General features: G+C 24.6%; 22 protein-coding genes. All 22 read right to left on the bottom strand.

Annotation, left to right across the window (positions count from 1 at the left end):
• Nucleotides 1–7 precede the first annotated feature (7 nt).
• The gene (gene malQ, locus BUE91_RS05675; protein ID WP_066900002.1) at nucleotides 8–1,474 is read right to left on the bottom strand and encodes a 4-alpha-glucanotransferase; all 1,467 of its coding nucleotides are present in this window, start codon (nucleotides 1,472–1,474) and stop codon (nucleotides 8–10) included.
• A 42-nt stretch (nucleotides 1,475–1,516) separates the two neighbouring features.
• Nucleotides 1,517–2,596 carry a DNA recombination protein RmuC gene (locus BUE91_RS05670; RefSeq protein WP_066900000.1) on the bottom strand — a complete coding sequence of 360 codons (1,080 nt, stop codon included), beginning with the start codon at nucleotides 2,594–2,596 and terminating at the stop codon, nucleotides 1,517–1,519.
• Nucleotides 2,593–3,822: a YihY/virulence factor BrkB family protein gene (locus BUE91_RS05665; RefSeq protein ID WP_073508232.1), complete on the bottom strand. Its 1,230-nt coding sequence runs from the start codon at nucleotides 3,820–3,822 to the stop codon at nucleotides 2,593–2,595. The genes BUE91_RS05670 and BUE91_RS05665 overlap by 4 nt, the downstream gene beginning before the upstream one ends.
• Entirely contained in the window at nucleotides 3,819–5,003 is a 1,185-nt protein-coding gene (gene thiI, locus BUE91_RS05660; protein ID WP_073508231.1) for a tRNA uracil 4-sulfurtransferase ThiI, read from the bottom strand. The genes BUE91_RS05665 and thiI overlap by 4 nt, the downstream gene beginning before the upstream one ends.
• On the bottom strand, nucleotides 5,003–6,166 hold the full coding sequence (tgt, locus tag BUE91_RS05655) for a tRNA guanosine(34) transglycosylase Tgt (protein WP_073508230.1): 1,164 nt from the start codon (nucleotides 6,164–6,166) through the stop codon (nucleotides 5,003–5,005). Before tgt ends, thiI begins: the two co-directional genes overlap by 1 nt.
• Nucleotides 6,167–6,178: 12 nt before the next feature.
• Nucleotides 6,179–8,371 (bottom strand): RelA/SpoT family protein, encoded by a 2,193-nt coding sequence (locus BUE91_RS05650; RefSeq protein ID WP_073508229.1) that lies wholly within the window; start codon nucleotides 8,369–8,371, stop codon nucleotides 6,179–6,181.
• A gap of 98 nt (nucleotides 8,372–8,469) precedes the next feature.
• Nucleotides 8,470–9,774, bottom strand: a complete 1,305-nt coding sequence (locus BUE91_RS05645; protein WP_073508228.1) for a glycosyltransferase — start codon at nucleotides 9,772–9,774, stop codon at nucleotides 8,470–8,472.
• 45 nt (nucleotides 9,775–9,819) lie between these two features.
• On the bottom strand, nucleotides 9,820–10,071 hold the full coding sequence (locus BUE91_RS05640; protein ID WP_066899987.1) for a hypothetical protein: 252 nt from the start codon (nucleotides 10,069–10,071) through the stop codon (nucleotides 9,820–9,822).
• 8 nt (nucleotides 10,072–10,079) lie between these two features.
• Complete coding sequence (locus tag BUE91_RS05635; RefSeq protein ID WP_073508227.1) at nucleotides 10,080–10,748, bottom strand: 5'-methylthioadenosine/adenosylhomocysteine nucleosidase; 669 nt, start codon at nucleotides 10,746–10,748, stop codon at nucleotides 10,080–10,082.
• Nucleotides 10,749–10,852: 104 nt separating this feature from the next.
• Nucleotides 10,853–11,290, bottom strand: a complete 438-nt coding sequence (locus tag BUE91_RS05630; RefSeq protein ID WP_073508226.1) for a Dps family protein — start codon at nucleotides 11,288–11,290, stop codon at nucleotides 10,853–10,855.
• Nucleotides 11,291–11,415: 125 nt separating this feature from the next.
• Entirely contained in the window at nucleotides 11,416–11,721 is a 306-nt protein-coding gene (hpf, locus tag BUE91_RS05625) for a ribosome hibernation-promoting factor, HPF/YfiA family (RefSeq protein WP_073508225.1), read from the bottom strand.
• A 63-nt stretch (nucleotides 11,722–11,784) separates the two neighbouring features.
• On the bottom strand, nucleotides 11,785–12,444 hold the full coding sequence (locus BUE91_RS05620; RefSeq protein WP_073508224.1) for an ABC transporter ATP-binding protein: 660 nt from the start codon (nucleotides 12,442–12,444) through the stop codon (nucleotides 11,785–11,787).
• A gap of 9 nt (nucleotides 12,445–12,453) precedes the next feature.
• Nucleotides 12,454–13,605, bottom strand: a complete 1,152-nt coding sequence (locus BUE91_RS05615) for an ABC transporter permease (protein ID WP_073508223.1) — start codon at nucleotides 13,603–13,605, stop codon at nucleotides 12,454–12,456.
• 7 nt (nucleotides 13,606–13,612) lie between these two features.
• The gene (locus BUE91_RS05610) at nucleotides 13,613–14,095 is read right to left on the bottom strand and encodes a hypothetical protein (protein WP_073508222.1); all 483 of its coding nucleotides are present in this window, start codon (nucleotides 14,093–14,095) and stop codon (nucleotides 13,613–13,615) included.
• 1 nt (nucleotide 14,096) lies between these two features.
• On the bottom strand, nucleotides 14,097–14,417 hold the full coding sequence (locus BUE91_RS05605) for a septum formation initiator family protein (protein ID WP_066899973.1): 321 nt from the start codon (nucleotides 14,415–14,417) through the stop codon (nucleotides 14,097–14,099).
• A 1-nt stretch (nucleotide 14,418) separates the two neighbouring features.
• The gene (gene nrdR, locus BUE91_RS05600; protein WP_073508221.1) at nucleotides 14,419–14,883 is read right to left on the bottom strand and encodes a transcriptional regulator NrdR; all 465 of its coding nucleotides are present in this window, start codon (nucleotides 14,881–14,883) and stop codon (nucleotides 14,419–14,421) included.
• A 9-nt stretch (nucleotides 14,884–14,892) separates the two neighbouring features.
• Nucleotides 14,893–15,357 carry a PTS sugar transporter subunit IIA gene (locus BUE91_RS05595; RefSeq protein ID WP_073508220.1) on the bottom strand — a complete coding sequence of 155 codons (465 nt, stop codon included), beginning with the start codon at nucleotides 15,355–15,357 and terminating at the stop codon, nucleotides 14,893–14,895.
• Nucleotides 15,358–15,373: 16 nt separating this feature from the next.
• A complete protein-coding gene (recO, locus tag BUE91_RS05590; RefSeq protein WP_066899967.1) occupies nucleotides 15,374–16,021 on the bottom strand; it encodes a DNA repair protein RecO in 648 nt (215 codons plus the stop codon).
• A complete protein-coding gene (locus BUE91_RS05585) occupies nucleotides 16,021–16,524 on the bottom strand; it encodes a hypothetical protein (protein ID WP_066899965.1) in 504 nt (167 codons plus the stop codon). The genes recO and BUE91_RS05585 overlap by 1 nt, the downstream gene beginning before the upstream one ends.
• Complete coding sequence (gene mreC / locus BUE91_RS05580; RefSeq protein WP_073508219.1) at nucleotides 16,521–17,375, bottom strand: rod shape-determining protein MreC; 855 nt, start codon at nucleotides 17,373–17,375, stop codon at nucleotides 16,521–16,523. Before mreC ends, BUE91_RS05585 begins: the two co-directional genes overlap by 4 nt.
• An 8-nt stretch (nucleotides 17,376–17,383) precedes the next feature.
• The gene (groL, locus tag BUE91_RS05575; protein ID WP_073508218.1) at nucleotides 17,384–18,985 is read right to left on the bottom strand and encodes a chaperonin GroEL; all 1,602 of its coding nucleotides are present in this window, start codon (nucleotides 18,983–18,985) and stop codon (nucleotides 17,384–17,386) included.
• Nucleotides 18,978–19,253 carry a co-chaperone GroES family protein gene (locus BUE91_RS05570; RefSeq protein WP_073508217.1) on the bottom strand — a complete coding sequence of 92 codons (276 nt, stop codon included), beginning with the start codon at nucleotides 19,251–19,253 and terminating at the stop codon, nucleotides 18,978–18,980. Before BUE91_RS05570 ends, groL begins: the two co-directional genes overlap by 8 nt.
• Nucleotides 19,254–19,434: the final 181 nt, after the last annotated feature.

Below are 19,434 nucleotides of genomic sequence, written 5' to 3'. Positions count from 1 at the left end.
AACCCTTTTATCTACCATATATTTCTGTTAAATGTGCAATAGTTGTTGCTAAATCATCATTTAATTCCCAACCATTTAATCTCCATTGCCAATTTCCACTAGCTAATCCTGGAGTATTAATACGTGCAAATTCTCCTAAATTTAAATAATCTTGCATAGGTATTATTGCAGTTTCAGCAACAGATCTTAAAGCAAGTCTTATCATTGAATAAACTATATATGAATCATCGCTTACATTTAAATAATCTCTTACCTCTCCTTTTTGCTCATCATTAAGTTTAAAATACCATGAATTTGTTGTATCGTTATCATGAGTTCCTGTATAAACTACTGTATTTTTTTCATAATTATGTGGTAAATATTCATTCTCAGGATCTTTATCAAATGCAAATTGTAAAATTTTCATTCCAGGGAATCCTGCATTTTCTTTTAATTTTACAACTTCATCTGTAAGTATTCCTAAATCTTCTGCAATAATATTAATTTCACCTAAAGATTTTTTAATAGCATTAAATAAATCAATACCTGGACCTTTTTCCCATTTACCATTAATAGCTGTAACTTCACCATAATTAACAGACCAATATGATTCAAATCCTCTAAAATGATCTATTCTTATTATATCATATAAAGATAAATTAGCTTTAACCCTATCTATCCACCATTTATATCCTGTTTCTTTTAATTTATTCCAGTCAAATAATGGATTCCCCCATAATTGTCCTGTTGCTGAAAAGTAATCAGGTGGAACTCCTGCAACTTTAACTGGATTTCTATCTTTATCAAATAAGAATATTTCTGAATTTGACCAAGCATCTGCTGAATCCATAGATACGAATATAGGTATATCTCCAATAATTTCAATATCATTTTGATTTGCATACGCTTTAACAGATTTCCATTGTTTAAAAAACATGTATTGTAAAAATTTTTGATAATTAATTTCATCAACTAATTTAACTTTATATTCTTCAATCGCAGCAGTTTCTCTATTTTTTAATTCATTTGGCCAATTTGACCAAGAAGATCCATTAAAATGTGTTTTAAGTGCAGCAAATAAAGAATAATTATCTAACCAGTATTCATTTTCCATATTAAATTTAATAAAATTTTCATCTTCTACATTAAATTTTGTAAAAGCACTTCTTAGTATAGGTAATTTTTTTATATAAATCATCCCATAATCAATGTTCTCTTTATTATCACCAAAATTTATATCTAAAATTGTTGAATCTAAATAACCTTCTTTAACTAAAGTTTCTAGATCTATTAAATATGGATTACCTGCGAATGCAGAAAAACATTGATATGGAGAATCTCCATAACCTGTAGGTCCTAAAGGGAATATTTGCCATAATTTTTGTTTAGATTTTTTTAAAAAATCTATAAACCTATATGCTTCAGAACCTAAAGTACCTATTCCTTCTTTACCAGAAAAAGATGTAGGATGAAGTAAAATCCCTGCTTTTCTCATATATTTATCTCCTTAATATTTTATCTTTTTAATTATATCATATTATTCATTGATATCAACTAAATTTTTTATTTTTTCAAACTCTTTAATTATCTTATCACTAGTGATATTTAACTCATTAAAATCTTTTTCTAGACGTTTAAAATCTTTGTTTAAATTCTCCCATCTATCATTATATCTTGTAAATTCTTTAGAAAATTTATCAAGTTGATCTAAAATCAATTTTGCATTTTCATTTTTTCTATATTCTATAGCAGAAAATTGCATAGTAGTAATATATATCATTAAATTCATTTGTGATGAAATCCAAACTTTTTTAGAATATGCATATTCTAATATTTCAGGAAATTCTGAATATATATCTATAAACATAGATTCGCTTGGTAAAAACATTATTGCTTGATTAATAGTTTCTCCTATTATTATATATTTACTTGAAATATCATCTATATGTTTTTTTATATCTCTAACAAATTCTTTTCTATATTCTGAGCTTTTAGTTTCCATGTATGAGATATAGTTTTCAAGTGGAAATTTTGAATCAATAGCAACTTTATTTAATCTTGTATTTAAAAATAGAACTGCATCTGCTATTTTACCATTTGAGAATTTATACTGTCTTTCATATAAATTACTACTATCTCCATATATATATCCTAAAACCTGTTCTAATCTACTCTCTCCGAAGCTTCCTCTAGATTTTTTATCAGATAAAATTTTTTGCAAAGAAACAACTTCAGTTGATAATTCTTCTATTTTTTTCTGAGCTTCATCTATTTTAATAAGTCTTTTTATAACAGTATTTACAGCTTCATTAGATGTCTTAAATCCATCTTTTAATGTATTTTCTACCCTATCACCAAAATTTAGGACATCTTTAGAGATATTTTCTTTTATATTAAGTTTAAAATCATTAATTTCACTTGTAACATTTGTTTTCCCTTCAAAAATTAATCTTGAAATATCTTCTTTTGATTTTTCATTTTTCTCCATTAATTTCTCTAATATTTCAAATTTCATATCTTTAAATTCATTATTATCTTTATTAAATTTCATAAGATAAATTAAGTATATTAACATAAATATTAAAATTACAAGTAATATTATTATAATATAAATCATTTTATCACCTGTTCTTCATTTATTATTTTATCGTTAAAATATGTCAACTCATTTGAAATATTTTCAAATTCAATTTTTCTTTCTAAAGGCATGTCTTTTAAAATATCCATATAATCTATATTTTCATTTTCAATAATATTATTAAATAATCCATAGCTTAACTTATTGGGATTTATATTTATTTGATAGTACTCTAATTCTTTATTTTCATCTAATACTTCATTAATCAATTCATAATCTTGCAATAGTGAAATTGATTTATTAAGAGCTTTTTCAGGAATTCCAGTATAAGCTGATAATTCATATATATCTAAAGGTTTTTCTAACTTATTAAATCTATCAGATAATACATACATAATATATGCACCTATTTTCTTCTTCATTGATAATGAAATGTCCAAATCTTCTTCTACCAATTCTTTTGATGTCTGTATAGTATAAGTTATCTGTGCTCCTATTAATATTATTGTCCAAGCATATTTTATCCAAATTAAAAATATTGGTATAAATGCAAGTGATCCATATATTAAATTATAGCTACTAATTGAAAACTGTAAGTAAATATATATTTTATATAATATATTTAATCCTATATCAGAAATAGCTGCCCCTATTATTGCTGGTAATATTTTTACTCTCTTATTAGGAATTAAAATAAATAATCCTGATATAAACATCATTCTCATGAACATATTAAATATTTTAAGTACATATTTAGTCAAATTAGATATATTAGTAAATGATTTGATAAATTCAACTAACATTGAACTACTTGCAAGTATTAATAGAATAAATATGGGTGTTATAAAAACAAGTGCAGTATAACTTATAATCTTAGAAGTAAAATTTCTTTTCTTTCTTACATTCCAAATATCATTAAATGTATTTTCAAGTAAATCAAACATAGTTATTACTGAAAAAATTAATATTAAGATCCCTAATCCAGTAAGTAATCCACCTTTTGCATTTTCTATTAATTTATTAGTAGTTTCTAATACATATGCTAAAATTTGTTCATTTTGAGATACTAAACTTTTAACTTGTATAACTAATTTTTCATCTAAACCAAAACCTTTTGCTATTCCAAGTATAATAGCAAAAAAAGGAAATATCGTTAATGTCATCATATATGTTAAATTTGATGCAAGTAAAGATAAATCCTTTGAAAAATACTTTTTAAAAAATATTTTTATCATAGATATTACTTTTTCTTTACTATACATCATTTAACTACAACCATTTTCTTATTATTAAAAATTTCAAGTAATAATTCATTATAGTTTTCAATTTTTTCTTCTTCAAGTAATATCTTATCAAGTTTTGGTTTAGTATTTGGATGTTTAGGAGCAAACATTGCACATGAATCATCATGTGGCTCTATAGATTTTTTATATGTCCCTATTTCATTTGCTTTTTCAATTATTTCAAGTTTATCTATACTTATTAATGGTCTAAATACAACTAAATCTGTTACAGCTGCTTCTGTACAATTCAATCCTTCAAGAGTTTGAGAAGCAACTTGTCCTAAACTTTCTCCAGTTACTAAAGCTCTTAAATTATTTTTCTTAGCAAGCATTTCAGAAAGTCTCATCATAGCGCGTCTTGTAAGAATAGTTGCATATTCTTTACTAGTTTTTTCATTAATTGCTTGTTGTATTGGTAAAATATTCATAGAATAAAATTTTGATTTCCCATTATATTCTGTTAATATTTTTACTAATTCTTCAATTTTAACTAATGCCTTTTCTGAAGTAAAAGGAAAAGAATGATAAGTAACAAAATCAAGTTTTAATCCTCTCTTAGACATTAAAAATGAAGCAACTGGAGAATCTATTCCTCCAGAAATTAAAGATAATCCATTACCTGCAGAACCTAAAGGTAATCCACCATAAGTGTTTATTTTCTGTGTATAAATATATGTTTTTTCTCTTATGTCTAAAGATATTAAAACATCAGGATTTCTCATAGAAACCTTAGTAAATTCTGTATTTATTAAAACGTGAGCTCCAAGTTCTTTAGCAAAGTCCATAGAATTTTTTTCAAATTTTTTATTAGCTCTATTAACTTCTATTTTAAAAGTTCTTGCACCATCTTGATATAGCTCAGTTGCAATATCTTGCAATTTATCTTTTATTAATTTCTCATCAGTATCTATCATAACAGAAAAATTAATATTATTTATACCAAAAATCTTTTTTAACTCTGCTATTAAATTTTCTATATTTTCTTCATTTGTATATACATAAAGTTTAGATAAATCATTTACTAATTTCGCATTAAATGATGATATTTTATTATTTATTCTTTGTTTAATATTACCTTCAAAAATACCTCTATTTTTACCTTTTAATGCAAGTTCTCCATATCCTAATCCTATTGCATTAATTTTACTTAATCTAATATTCATTACTCCCCCTTTCTGATATCTTTAGGTCTTATCCATTCAGAATTTTTCCCTTGAGTGTAATTTTTTATAAATTCTTTTTTAAATTCTTTAAATCTTCCTTCTAATATAGCTTGTCTTGCTTCTTTCATCATATTTATTAAAAACCAAATATTTTGATAAGTTGCAAGTCTTTGACCTAAAATTTCATTAGTTTTGAATAAATGTCTAATATATGCCCTAGAATAATTTCTACAAACATAGTTATCACTAACATCTAAAGGTCTATCATCATATTCATATTCTTTATTTTTAACTATAAGTCTACCATATTTTGTAAATACAGTTCCATGTCTACCAATTCTTGATGGATGAACACAATCCATCATATCTATACCATTTTCAATTGCTTCTAACATATCTAATGGTTCTCCTACACCCATAAGATATCTAGGTTTCATTTCAGGTAATAAAGGAGTTGTATGTTCAAGTATTCTATACATATCCTCACGTGGTTCCCCAACTGCAAGTCCTCCTATTGCATAACCAGAAAATCCATCATCCATAGTTAATAATTCATTAAGTGATTTTTCTCTTAAATCTTCATAAATTCCACCTTGTACTATAGCAAAAAGCCCTTGCTTTTCAGGATTTTTATTAGCATCTATACATCTTTTAGCCCATCTAGTAGTTCTTTCTATTGATGGAATTAAATATTCTCTTGTAGATAATCCATGAGGACATTCATCTAAAACCATCATAATATCTGAACCTAAATTATTTTGTATTTCTATAGATTTTTCAGGGGAAATAAAGTGTTTTGAGCCATCATGATGTGATCTAAAATAAGCTCCTTCTTCCTTTATTTTTCTTAAATCTCCTAATGAAAATATTTGAAATCCACCACTATCAGTAAGTATAGGTTTTTTCCAATTCATAAAATTATGTAGATGACCAAATTTTGCAATTAATTCATCTCCAGGTTTTAAATAAAGATGATATGTGTTACCAAGTATTATCTCAGCTCCTATTTCTTCCAATTCTTCAGGAGTCATAGTTTTAACTGTAGCTTGTGTACCAACTGGCATAAATACAGGAGTATGTATAATTCCATGAGGTGTTTCAATTATTCCAGCTCTAGACCTTCCATCCTTCTTTTCTAAACTATATTTAATCGGTTTTTCCATTATTTACCTTCCCTATTTACGTATTATATCAAGTATTTCTCTCATATTTAATAAATTCTTACATAATTTTTCATAATCTTCTCTTCTCTTAACCAAAACTCCTAAATGAATAATAGCTAGTTCTTCTCCATTTTCTTTAATAACCTTAGTATTAACACCAGTTAAATCTATCTTATATTCATTAAGAAGTCTCATAATATCAAGCATTAATCCTGTTCTTCCCACTGTTTTAATTGCAAAATACATTTGATATTTAGCATTAGATTTTTCTAATAATTTTTCATCCCAATATACTTCTATTTCTCTTTCAGGCTCATTTTCTAGTAATCTTTTCATGTTATGACAATCTGATCTATGTATTACTATTCCTCTACCTCTTGTAATAAATGCTGAAATTATATCACCTGGCAATGGTGAACAACATTTTGCAAAATTAAATAATGTGTTATCTGAACCACTTACCTTTATTCCTTGATTATTTTCTCTTATTTTTTGAGTAGTTTTTGCTGTTTCTTCTTCTATAACTTGCTCTACATTTACTTCTTCTTTTTTCTCAAATTTTGCTATAAAATGTTCTAAAGTTAATTCATTATTTGCAAATTTATAATAAAGTTGACCTAAAGAGACAATATTAAATTTTTTCATGTATAGTAAAACTTTATCATCATCTTCATAATCTTTAAATTTTAAACCTATTTTGTTAAATTCTTCATTTAAAAGAGCTTCTCCTTCTTTAGATTTTATTTCAAATTCCATATCCTTAAACCATTTTCTGATTTTAGATTTAGAATTTTGATTGTTTACTATATTTATCCAATCATTACCTGGTCCCTTAGCTGTTTTAGATGTTAAAATTTCTATCTTATCACCGTTTTCTACTACATGATCAAGCGTTACTATTCTATCATTTATTTTTGCTCCTATAGTTCTATATCCTATTTGAGTATGTACTTGAAATGCAAAATCTAATACTGTTGATCCTGCTTGAAGTTCTACAACATCACCCTTAGGAGTGAATACAAATATTGTTTTCTTTAATATATGTTCTGTTACTTCTTTGGCAAATGTTTCAACAGGTTCAATATTATTTATTCCTTCAATACTTGATTCAACAATTTTCTTTATTACACCATAATATTTTTCATTTTTATCCTTTGATTTTTTTTCTTTATACATCCAATGTGCAGCAACTCCTTCTTCTGCAATTTGATGCATTTCTTCTGTTCTTATCTGTATTTCTATAATCTGATTATCTATACCTCTAACTGTTGTATGTATAGATTGATACCCATTTGCTTTAGGTACAGCAATATAGTCTTTAAATCTACCGGAAATAGGTGTGAATATAGAATGTATTAACCCTAATACTGCATAGCAATCTACTTCTTTTTTAGTTAATACTCTTATTGCTGTTAAATCTGTTAATTCTTTAAATTGTTTATTCTTTTCATACATTTTTCTATATATACTATATAAATGCTTAGTTCTTCCATTTACATATGCATCAATAGATGAGTTTTTCAACTCTTTTTCAATTATTTCTATTATTTTTTTTATATATCTTTCTCTTTCTTCTTTTTTGGTATTAACAAGCTCTTTAATTTCTTGATAACCTTTTGGATTTAAATAATAAAAAGATATATCTTCTAATTCAGATTTAATTTTTCCCATACCAATTCTATGTGCTATAGGTGCATAAATATCCATAGTTTCTTTAGATTTTTCTATTTGTTTTTCGGGAGTTTGATATTTTAGAGTTCTCATATTATGTAATCTATCTGCAAGTTTAATAATTACAACTCTAACATCTTCAGACATAGCAACAACCATTTTACGGATATTTTCTATTTGCTTACCTTCTTTTTTAGGTAAATTCCTTAATTTTGTAACACCATCTATAAGCATAGAAACTTCTTTACCAAAACTATATTCTATATCTGATATAGTTATAAATGTATCTTCAACAACATCATGTAATATACCTGCTACTATAGTGTCTGTATCCATTCTTAATGCAAGTAATATTTCTGCAACTTCAAGAGGGTGAATTATATATTCTTCACCACTTTTCCTTTTTTGGGTTCTATGAGCTTCATCTGCTAAAATATACGCTTCTTCTATTTTTTCTATATCTAATTCTTTATAATTTTTTATAATATTTTCTTTAATTCTATGATAAACTTCTTTTCCTGTAACATTTGCCATAAAACTCTCCCCTAAACTACTATTTTAATACTAAATTTTACCATTTTTTTTTACCTATTGCAAATTTATATAAAAAAATACTGAAAAATTTCAGTATTTTACATTTTGTTTTCTCTAATTGTATTTAAAGTAGATTTATCAATCTTATTATTCACTTTTAAATCTAATTCATTAAATAATTCCTTGCTAATCTTATACGCCTTATTCCTTATATTAACCCTAAAGCTTCCATCTTTATTTAATTTAATTTTTTGTATTCTATATATCTTACCTAAATTATCTTTATAAATACCTTCTACTTTTTTAATGAATAATTTTAAATCATAGTTTTCTGATATTTCTCTAGATCTCTTCATCATTAGATTTCTCTTATCTGAATCTAAAGAATAAAATATATCTATTTTCTTATTCAATTCTTCTACACTTTCAAAAAAATATCCATTTTCATTTTCAAATAATAAATCTTTAAGAACTACTCTATCACTACAGAACAGAACTTTACCTGTAGACATAGCTTCTATAAAAGTAAGTCCTTGAGTTTCTGAAGTACTTGCAGAAATAAAAGCGTCAGATAAGCTATAGTAATCAGGAACTTCATAATATTCCTTTTTACCACAGAATATGATATTTTCAAAATTATAGTTTTCTTCAAAATATTTAAGTTCTGGTCCTTCTCCTACTACAAGTAATATAATATCTTTTCTATTTTTTATAGTTTCTAATACTATACCAATATTTTTTTCTTTAGCTACTCTACCTAAATATATCATAACTTTCTTACCATTTAGGTTAAATTGTTCTCTTAATTTTTTAATATTTTCTTGATTAGGATTTTTAAATTTTTCAAGATCAATACCAGAAGGCAATACCCTTACATCTGTATTCTTTATAGCATATTTCATTAAAACATCATATGTTTTTTTAGATGGAACTATTACCGTATTTGAAGGATAACAGTATGCTTTAGAAATAATTTCAACCACTTTTACAAAAGGTTTGTTTAATATATTAATATTCATAAAATTAATATAATGTACATAATCTTCTAACATTGTATGATAAGTATATATTAACGGTATACCAAGTGTTTTAGATAATATTCTACCGAAAATAGCTACACCAAATTCTGTATGTATATGTATTACATCTAAATTTAATTTTTTAATTTCATTAAACATCGAATAATGAAAAGGACCTGTAATAGAATAATTATAAAAATTCTTTAATAAGAATGACGGTAATTTTATTACATTATCCTCCATAGTTAATTTCATACTATCATTACATGTAATGACATAAACATCATGCCCTAATTCTTCTAATCCTTTTTTCAATGTGTATACACAAACTGCAACCCCATTTGCATGAGGTAAATATGTATCTGAAAATAAACCAATTCTCATATCTTACTCCTTTTTATATATAATTCATTTTCTCTTTCATATTGTTTAATTTTTATTTTTGTTATCAACATGTTGTCTTATTATTTTATCAACTTCTTTATCTACTTCACTTTTATCTTCTTCTTGTATATTATTTTCATAAAATCCATTTTTTCTAATATTATAATCTTGTAATATTAAATCTGTATTATTATAAGCATATTTTTTAATATATTTTATTTTAGAATATGTATAAAATACTCCTAAAAAAAATATTACCCAAAATATTATCCTTAAAATTTTTCTTAATCTTCTCATTTTTTCACCTATATTAATTTTTTAAGTATATTTTTTGAATTTTCAGAAGCTAAATTAACAAACTTTTCAAATTCCATAGTTGCTTTTCCTGTTAATGTATCTGATATAGATCTAATTATTAAAAAATCTACACCTAATAAATAAGCACAATGGGCAACTGAAGCAGATTCCATATCTACACATAAAGAAGTAAATTCCTTACCAATTTTAATTTTTTCCTCATAATCTGAAATAAATTTATCTCCTGATACTATCTTACCAAAATATATTTTTTCTCCCTCCAGTTTCATCATAGCATATTTAAGCATTTCTTTTGGTTTAAAAATAGATGTTTCCATTCTAGGGATTATACCTCTTTCATATCCAAATTCAGTAGTGTCAAATAGATATTCTTGAAGTTCAGTAGATATTACTATATCACCTATTTTTAATTTACTTGAAGTTGAACCTGCAACACCTGAAAAATATATTTTTTTTACTTTAAATTCATTAACTAACAAAGTTGTAATAATAGCTGCATTAACCATACCAATACCACATCCAACTAAAACTACTTTTTTATCATTTAAGAAACCAGTATGAAAAGTATTTCCATTTACAATTTTCATTTCTACATTTTTCATTTCCTGTAAAATTACATTTACTTCCTCATTCATGGCACCTATTATCCCTATCATATATACTCCCATTTATTTTAGTATACAATATTTTAACATTTTAAAAAAGAAAATACAAATAATTTTTAAAAATAAAAAGCTAGTAAAAACTAGCTTTTCTTCAACTATTTAACGTAAGATTTGAACATCCAAAGAAGTTTTTCATATTCAGAAATATGATTATCAAGTTCAGCGCTTGTTCCAAAATCTCCTTCTTCATCTGTTATTCGTTTTAAGTTTCTTACTTGTGAAAGTAAATTTTCTATATCAACTATTAATACTTTTAATAACTCAAATACATTAATATCTTCATCATTAGCTTCAGTTATTGTTGTAACCTCTAAGTATTTTTTCATATTTCCATATGGTCTTCCACCTATAGATAATATTCTTTCTGCTATTACATCAATTTTTTCATTAACAGCATCATATATTTCTTCTAATTTAGCATGTAAAGTAAAGAATCCTTGTCCAACAACATTCCAATGGTAATTTTGAACCTTTCTATAAAATACATTTAAATCTGCTAAATATAAGTTTAAAGCATTAATTGTTTTATTCATTTTTATCCTCCTATTTTAATTTTAAATTTGTAATCGTTACAATGTATAATTATATTATCATTAATATCAATTTATGTCAAGATATTTAATTAAAATAAATGAGAGCATTAGCTCTCAAATTACTATTAATCTCTATTTTTCATTTTTTCTTTATATTTTCTTACTTGTCTTTCTAAACCTGAAGATAGATTATCAATAGCAGCATATAAATCTGCATCACTTTCTTCTTGTCTTATAGTTTTATTAGGAGCATAAACTGTAGCTATCGCTTTATACAATTTTCCTTCTGACTTAGTTGGTTCAACCGTTAAAGTTACATCAACTTCTGGAATATTTTCTAAATATTTCGTAATTTTAGATATTTTACTTTCCACATATTTTTTAATAGGTTCTGTCATTTCCAATTGTTTTCCACTAATAATTATTTTCATAATTAGCACTTCCTTTCATTGCTTCCTTACTATATTATACCCCCAATTTATTTTTTTTCAAGTTTAAATCTGTTTTAATTTACCATTTTCTATCTTATATTTTACTTTGGCTAAATTAGCAAGTTCAACACTATGAGTTACAATTATTATACCTTGTCCCTTATTATTTATTTTAACAAATAATTCATTAATCAAATTACTTGTTTCATAATCTAAATTCCCTGTGGGCTCATCTGCAAGTATTATTTCTGGATCATTAATTAATGCTCTTGCTATTGCAACTCTTTGTTTTTCACCACCAGATAATTCTTGAGGTTTATGATTTATCCTATGTTCTAAACCTACCTCTTGTAATAAATTTTTAGCCTTATTTTCAATTTCTTTTCTTGATTTACTAGAATTTACTAAGGCAGGTATCATAACATTTTCAAGAGCTGTAAACTCATTTAACAAATAGTGAAACTGAAATACAAAACCAATTTTATTTCTCCTAATTTCTGTAATATTCTTATCACTTATATTCTCACCATCAATTAGCACTTCACCAATTGTAACATCATCAAGTAACCCAAGAATATTTAATAATGTCGTTTTACCACTACCGGATTTACCTTGTATTGAAAAAAAATCTCCATTTTCAAATTTAAAATCTACACTTTTTAATATATTTATTTTCTCAGCTTTAGTAAAATATGTTTTACATACATTTTTCAATTCTAACATCTTATCCCCCTAATTATTATATTTTATAGCTTCTGTCGTATTCATTTTTGATGCCTTTATAGAAGGCATTATTGTAGATGCTAAAATTAATAGGAAAGATATAGAATAAATCATTAACATTTCTGTTAAACTTATACTTATAGGAAGTGTTTCTAAATAATAAGTAGAAGTAATATAGTATTTAAATATTACTTTTAGAAGTATTATTATAACTGGTGAAAACAATATAGAAAGTATCATTCCTGCTATTCCAATAATTAATCCTTCAAATAAAAATATTTTTAATATATTTTTATCAGCAAATCCCATTGCTTTTAATATACCAATATCTGTTATTTTTTCTCTAACTATCATGTTTAATATTACTGATATTGCAAATGAGGCAATAAGTATTATCATACTTAAGATTGATACTAAAACAAATTTTTCAAAATTTATTGCACTTAATAAACTTTGGTTATCCATATTCCAACTTCTTGCAAAAACTTTATTTCCATAATTATCATTTATATCCTTAACTAATAAATTCAAATTTTTAATTTTAGTTGGATTGTCAACTAAAATAGAAATAGTCGATGCAACTTCTCCTCTTTCTTCCAATAATTGTAAGGTCTCAAGTGGAAAAAGTAATAAATCAGAATCATAATTATAGAAACCTGTTTTAAAAACACCTGAAACAACTGCCCTAATTTCTCTCATTTCAGATGTAATTACATTTATTTCATCTCCTATCATAATTCCTGTATTTTTTATAAATTCATTACCCACTAAAACCGAAGTCAAATTATTTTTTTCTATTTTCCCATTAACAATATTTAAATTAAGATTTTCTAAATTAGTTCCAATAATTAAAGTAGATGTAGTAATCCCATTAACTTTAACTAAACCCTGCGTATCAATTCTATAATTTATATCTTTAAAATTATATTTATCAAAATCTTTACTAATTTCCTTATATTCTTGTTGATAATCCTGGTAAATTCCAACACTAATATGTGGTGAAAGTGTAAGTATTGAATTTAACATATTATCTTTTAAACCATTAGATACTGTAAGAGACACCACAAAAACTGTAAGAGCAATTGCAATCCCTAAAATAGAAACTATGGATTGAAATTTTCTCTCTATTATATGTCTTTTTGCTATAAAAAATTCTATCATTTATCCTCTATTCCTCTATAATTACATCAAGATTTGTAAGAATAGATATTTGCTTTATAAATTTGTATTTATCATTAATATTTAATCTATATACAAATTCTTTTTTATCTTTTGTTTTTACTATCAGACAATTTTCATTTGAATTTTTGTAAATTCTCATAACTCTTAAACTTAATTTTTCTATTTGATTTATCATTACCTTATTATTTTTATCCATTATTTCATTCTCATCTACATGTATTTTAAATTTTAATACTGTATTTAGATAAAATATTATATATGCCATCAAACCTAAAATGATGAATATAGTAAAATAATTATTAGATAAATCTTTTTTAAATAAATCTATTCCTACATAAATTATAGTAAACAAGATAATTGCTATTAAAATAAGTGATCTAAAAAAGTATAAATTTGAAAGTCTATATGTAATTTTTACTTTAGGATCTGAAACTCTAATTTCATTTATCTTCATTTTAATTTCATTCATACTATTCTCCATTTTCTTTATTTTTAGATTCAGATTCTTGAATATCTTCATCTACAATTTTATATATTCTTTCACCATCTTTTTTTAAATTTAAATTATCTCTTACAAATTTTTCTTTATTAATACCTTTTCTAGATTCTTCTAATTCTTTTTGTAATTTTTCTTTCTCTTCTTTCAATCTTTCATATTTTTGATTATTTTCAATTAATTTTATATTTATTTCTCTACTTTGCTTAATATTATTATATATTCTAAAAAGTAATGCTAAAAATATTACTAAAAATAAGGCTATAGTTACTAAAGTATATAGCTTTTTCTTCATTTTATCTCTTCCTTTTTCTTTTTTTTACTTCTTTAATAGTATTTAAAAAACTATCCAAATTTTCAAATTTATTATAAACAGAAGCAAATCTAATATATGCTACTTCATCAAATAAGAATAATTTTTCAAGTATAGTATCACCTAATATTTTACTATGTATTTTACCGTCATAATTGGTTAATATATCTCTTTCTATTTCATCTATCATTTCATCTATTTTATTTTGTACATAGTTTCTTTTAACTAAAGATCTCATTATACCTTGATATATTTTATTTCTATCAAATTCTTCAATTTCTCCATTTTTTTTAATTACTACTATTGGTAAATTAAAAATCTTTTCAATTGTATTAAATCTCTTATTACATAAATCACATTGACGTCTTCTTTTTATTGAATTGCCATCACTATATGAACGACTATCAACTACTCTTGTTTCTTTATCACCACAATAAGGACATTTCATAACTACTCCTTATATTTCCATATTTTTAATTAATTTTATTAATTCCTCTTTTGTCTTAACCTCTAATACAGATTTTCTAAATTGATCATCTTGACAGAATCTTGAAATTTTTGCAAGTATAATTAAATATTCTCTACTTAATTCAATTGGAGATAAGAACATAAATAATATATTAACTTTTTCTTCATCAATAGCCTCATACTCTATTCCTTCTTTAAATATACCTACACTTATTATAATATCTTTAACAGCACTTGTTTTTGCATGAGGTATAGCAACTCCTCTACCTATACCTGTAGTACCTAACATTTCTCTTTCCATTAAATCTTCAAAAGCTTTTTCTTTATCTAATATATTTTCATTATTTTCTAAACTTTTAAACATTTCTTTTAATAAAGAATTCTTGTTTTTTGCCTGTAAATTTAAATTTATTCCATCTATATATATTTTTTCAAAGATATAGTTTGTTTTCATTCATTTTCTCCTTTATCTAAAGTATCAATATTTTTTTATAATCTAATCTAATGTTAAAATAGTTATTTATATAATCTTGAAAACAATTTAACATAGTAACCAAACTATTAGTATCTTTAGTAATACCATTTTTAGAATATTCAAGATAATCTCTATATTCATTAAATAAACCATATTGATTAATCAATTGATTTATATCATATATCCCAAGTTCTATCATTAATCTTCTTAAGAATGTAACTAAAATAAATATATTAAAATTCATATTCATTAATGTATCATCATCTAATCCATTTATATATTCTAGTATTTCTATGCTTTTATCATATAGTTCCTCTTCTAAATTATCAAATTCTAATACTTGATTTAATGAATGAAGTACATAAAGTGATAATTGAAGTTTTTCTATTTTTAATAATGATTTATCAAAACTTTTTTTTAATATAGTATTCCTTATTATTTTAGAATTAGATTTAACTTCTATTTCTACATCACTTATACTTAATGGCATTATAGATGCTAAATGTTTTTTCTTTGAATTTCTAGCATTAAAAATTATCGCAGAAATTTTACCGTGTTTTTTTGTAAACATTGTAACCAATACACTACTACCTGAAATCTCCTTTTTATTTAAAATAATAGCCTCATCATTTATTAACTTCATTAATATTTTATCAAATATTCAAAATTTGCATAATTAGAAACATATTGTATTCTTCTTGGTTTATTATCAATATATTCTCTAAATTTTATTTTATATTTATCTGCTATTATTTCTACTAAAACCTTATTTTCAAATATGTATTTCTTATTTTTTACTTCATATGTACTATTTTGGTCCATATTAGATAATTCTTCTAATATTGAATAAAGTGAAGTATCATCAAAACTTAATTTTTGTTCTATTGTCTGCTTCAATTTAGGAGAATAAAGTGTTTTTTTTCCGCTTGAATATGTAATTATTTCACCACTGTTTAATTTAGGTTCTAAAACTTCAAACTTCACTATATTTGGTTTATATTCCAAATTATATATTTTTTTCTTTTTTTTATTATTTATCTCTGAAAATTCAGTAATTTCAGCATTAAAATTTTGTTGTAAAAAATCAAAAGTCTTAGAAAAAGTTAAACTAATTAATAAAATAGTTAATATAAGAACTTTTTTCATTTCAGTGCATCGCTTTCTATTTCTTTTAATAACTTAAATTTAGTATTTTTAAATTTATACACAACAACTGTATTTATCCCTACTATCTTATCACTTATACTAAAATTTAATTCTTTACTATCCATTAATTTTTCTCTATTCTGTAATTTAAAAGTTCCTATAGGTAATCCTTTTGGATACGTCTCACTAATTCCTGATGTTACTAGACTAAATCCCATTATTTTATCAGCCTTTTCTACATTAAAATTATTAACAATAAAGTTTAATGATCCTTTTCCACGTATTATTCCTGTAAATATTCCATTTACATTAACTGACATTTTAAAGTTAGGATTTGATAATAAATAAATCTCAGAATAATTTTCTGATACCTTATTAACTTTACCTATAATATTAGAATTTAATATTACAGGTAAATTTTCTTCTATTCCATCTTTACTTCCTTTATTAATAAATATTACATCTTGCTCATGTAAATCATCTTTTAATATTACTTCTGCTACTATAAATTTCTTATTAGACGTATTTTCAAGTTTAAGATATGATCTTAATTCTGTATTTTCTTTTTCAAATTTTTCTAATTCCATTTTTTCAGTATTTAATAACTGTATTTCTGATTTTAATTTTTCTAATTCTTCAATTTTTTCTTCTACATTATTTAAATAATCTAATTTCTCATTATATCTACTATAAGCATCATATATCAATGCTTTTACTTCTACCAATTTAAAATCAATATCTGATAACGTATTTTTAGTAAATCTAAATATCTTATCTCTATTTAATAAAAATGTGATTATTAATAATGATAGAAAAATTAATCTATTAACGATTCTCTTTTTCTTTTTCATTTTTTCTCCTAATACATATTTGGCATTTGTTGATTCTTATTTTCTTCTTTTGTAACAACACTAACTTCAGTAGTCAACAAAATAGAAGCTATTGAGCTAGAGTTTTGTATAGCTGAACGTGTAACTTTAGTTGGATCTAATATTCCACGTTCAAACATATTTACATATTCTTCTTTCAAAGCATCGTATCCATAATTTAATTCTGAATTAAGTACTTTATCTACTACAACCCCAGCATCAACTCCTGAATTAATAGCTATTTGTCTTAAAGGAGCAAATAAGGATTTTTTAAATATTTCTACTCCTATACCTTCTTCTCCTTCAATATTAAATTCCTTAATATCTTTAAAAATTTGAACTAAGGCAGTACCTCCACCTGCTACTACTCCTTCTTCTACTGCTGCACGAGTTGCATTTAAGGCATCTTCTATTCTCATTTTCTTTTCTTTCATTTCTGTTTCAGTTGCAGCTCCTACTCTTATAACAGCTACACCCCCTGATAATTTAGCTAATCTCTCTTGTAATTTTTCTTTATCGTATTCTGATTTACTTTCCTCTATTTGTCCTTTTATTTGAACTATTCTTTCTTTTCTTTCTAATTCATTTCCCATTCCATCTACAATTATTGTTTTATCTTTTGTTACTTTAACCCTTCTTGCCATACCTAAATCATCTAAATCTGAATCTTCTAACTTCATTGCTTTTTCTTCTGAAATTACTATAGCTCCTGTTAATATTGCTATATCTTCAAGCATAGCAAGCCTTCTATCTCCAAATGCAGGTGCTTTAACTACAACAACATTTAAAGCTCCCCTAATCTTATTTAACACTAATGTAGATAGTGCTTCTCCTTCTATATCATCTGCAATTATTAATAATGGTTTAGAATTTTCTACTACTTTTTCAAGTAATCCTAAAATTTCTTTCATAGAATTAATTTTTCTGCTAGTTAAAAGTATATATGGATTTTCAAGTTCTACACTCATTCTTTCTGTATCAGTAACCATGTATGGAGATAAATATCCATTATCAAATTGCATACCCTCTACTACTTCCATTGAAGTTTCTAAAGACTTAGCTTCCTCAACTGTTATTACTCCATTTTCACCCACTGTTTTCATTGCACTAGCTATTAATTTACCAATATTTTCATCAGCAGCTGAAATAGATGCAACTTGCTCTATTTCATTATTATCCTTAATTGTAACTGATCTTTCTTTTAATTTTTCTACTGCTAATTTAGAAGCCTTTTCTATACCTCTTCTTATAAATACAGGATTTGCTCCTGCTTGTATCATTTTAGATCCTTCTTTAATTAAACTTTGAGCAAGAACTGTAGCCGTAGTTGTACCATCACCTGCAACATCATTAGCTTTAATAGCAACTTCCTTCATAAGTTGAGCACCTAAATTTTCAGTATAATCTTCTAGTTCAATTTCTTTTGCTATTGTTACACCATCATTAGTAATTAATGGCGATCCATAACCTCTATCGAGTACAACATTTCTACCACGAGGTCCTAATGTAATCTTAACTGCATCAGCTAAAATATCTACACCTTTTTGTAAAGCTAATCTAGCCTCCTCATTAAACTTTATTATCTTACTCATCATTTCCTCCAACTATTGCATATATATCTTTAACATCTAAAATATATTTAATATTTCCACTTACTCTAACTTCCATAGAATTAGATAAATCTACTAATACCATGTCATCTTTCTTTATTTTTCCAACAACATCTTCTGACACTTCTAAAACTTTTGCATAGTTATTTTCAGCTTCTATATTTTCCGTTAATATTAACCCTGTTCTAGTTCTTTTTTCAACTTTAACTTTTTCGATTAATATTCTATTACCTAATGGTTTAATCTTCATTTAACTTCCTTCTCTCTAGTCAAATTTTCTCCTAAATTATACCATATATTGTGATTATTTTCAATATAACGTGGTTTTATCTTCCAATTTAAAATCCCTAGTCAAAACTAGGGATCTAAAAATTGAAATCTATACCTAAATTTAATCCAACATTTAATTTACTATTTATATTTGCCTTACC

Source organism: Streptobacillus notomytis, assembly GCF_001902585.1.
In the GTDB taxonomy this organism is placed as follows: Bacteria; Fusobacteriota; Fusobacteriia; order Fusobacteriales; family Leptotrichiaceae; genus Streptobacillus; species Streptobacillus notomytis.
The sequence above is the reverse complement of the archived record's forward strand: the minus strand, read 5'-3'. Positions and strand labels throughout refer to the sequence as shown.